Below are 1,786 nucleotides of genomic sequence, written 5' to 3' on the forward strand. Positions count from 1 at the left end.
CCCCCGTTACCTTCTTCGTGGCTCTTGATCGAGGAGCTGCGGTCGCCAGGCCCGGCATGACTTAGTCCCCCAGTCGAACCCATGATCCGGGGGGTGGTGTCACCGGGTTTGGTGGCATCGAGGGACCGCTGATAGGGACACGGCCACCGCAAGGTAGGTCTCGTCGTAACGTGGCTGCCGGCCGTCGATGCTTGACTGGTGACCGGCACGTGACGATACGAAAGAGGCTGCGGGTGCACCACAGCTACTCCGTCTATCTCGGGCTCGACGTCGGCAAGGGCGAGCACCACGCCGTCGGCCTGGACATCAACGGGGAGCGGCTGCACGACGCGCCGCTGCCGAACACTGAGCCGAAGCTGCGGGCGATGTTCGACAAACTCGCCGCTCATGGACCGATCCTGGTCGTGGTGGACCAGCCCGCCACGATCGGTGCCCTGCCCGTGGCGGTGGCCCGTGCCTGCGGTCACGAGGTGGCCTACCTGCCCGGACTGGCGATGCGCCGCATCGCCGACCTCTACCCGGGCAACGCCAAAACCGATGCCCGTGACGCCTATGTCATCGCTGACGCCGCCCGGACCCTGCCGCACACGCTGCGCCAGCTCAATGTCGGCGACGAGGCCCTGGCCGAGCTGGACGTGCTCGTCGGGTTCGACGACGACCTCGCCGCAGAGGCCACCCGGGTCAGCAACCGCATCCGCGGCCTGCTCACCGGCATCCACCCCGCGCTCGAACGCGTCCTCGGCCCCAAAATCAGTCATCTCGCGGTGCTGGAAATCCTGTCCCGCTGCGGAGGACCCATCGGGATCCGCAAGGCCGGTCGCCGCAAACTCGCCTCGATCGCGACCAAGCACGCCCCGCGCATGGGCACGAAACTGGTCGAGGACATTCTCACCGCGCTGGACGAGCAGACCGTCACCGTCGCGGGCACCGCCGCCGCGGACAAGATCCTGCCCAGACTAGCCGACAGCCTGAAAACCGTTCTCCAGCAACGGAAAACCGTCGCCAGCGAAGTCGAGGAGATACTCGATGCGCACCCTCTCGCCCAGGTCCTGACCTCGATGCCCGGCATCGGAGTCAGGACCGCAGCCCGCATCCTCCTCGAGATCGGCGACGCGTCCGGCTTCAAGTCCTCCGGCCATCTCGCCGCCTACGCCGGGATCGCCCCCGTCACCCACCGCTCCGGGACCTCCATCAAGGGCGAACACCCCGCCAGAACCGGCAACCGCCGGCTCAAACGCGCGTTCTTCCTCGCCGCCTTCGCAGCCTTGTCCGATCCCACCAGCCGCGCCTACTACCAGCGCAAACGCGACGAAGGCAAGAAACACAACGCCGCCCTCATCTGCCTCGCCCGACGACGCTGCGACGTCCTCTACGCCATGCTCCGCAACAAGACGTACTACCGGGCGCCCACCACAGCCGCGGCGGCATAGCATCGGCAGGTGATCGAGCTCGACCTCGCCCAGTTCGTCGCGGCCGTCCATACCTACGCACCGAAGTGGGAAGCCACCGCGATTCACTGGCAACTCACTCTCGGCCCTAACTACGAGAAGAGAGCGGCCTGGGTTGTCTGCGAGACCGGCGACATGGTGGGCTCGTTCATCATCTGGACCAGCGGCGAAGCCGAACTCGAGATCGGAAACCTCGACACCGGCGTCGTCGACTGCGTTCATTACGACCTCGCCAACCCCGAAGAACTCAGCGCCCGCCTGGACGATCTCACCCGCAGGCTGACCGAGCAGACCTGACCACCTCCCCGGTTGACAACAACCATAGGGACACCCCCCCG

The 1,786-nt window shown here is 66.7% G+C and carries 2 protein-coding genes; both read left to right on the forward strand.

Annotated features, from left to right (window positions below):
• Positions 1 to 233: 233 nt before the first annotated feature.
• The gene (locus DMH03_RS41905) at positions 234 to 1,430 is read left to right on the forward strand and encodes an IS110 family transposase (RefSeq protein ID WP_125797545.1); all 1,197 of its coding nucleotides are present in this window, start codon (positions 234 to 236) and stop codon (positions 1,428 to 1,430) included.
• A gap of 9 nt (positions 1,431 to 1,439) precedes the next feature.
• Positions 1,440 to 1,745, forward strand: a complete 306-nt coding sequence (locus DMH03_RS41910) for a hypothetical protein (RefSeq protein ID WP_125797544.1) — start codon at positions 1,440 to 1,442, stop codon at positions 1,743 to 1,745.
• The last annotated feature ends 41 nt before the right edge of the window (positions 1,746 to 1,786 follow it).

This window comes from Amycolatopsis sp. WAC 01376, assembly GCF_003947415.1.
Classification (GTDB): domain Bacteria; phylum Actinomycetota; class Actinomycetes; order Mycobacteriales; family Pseudonocardiaceae; genus Amycolatopsis.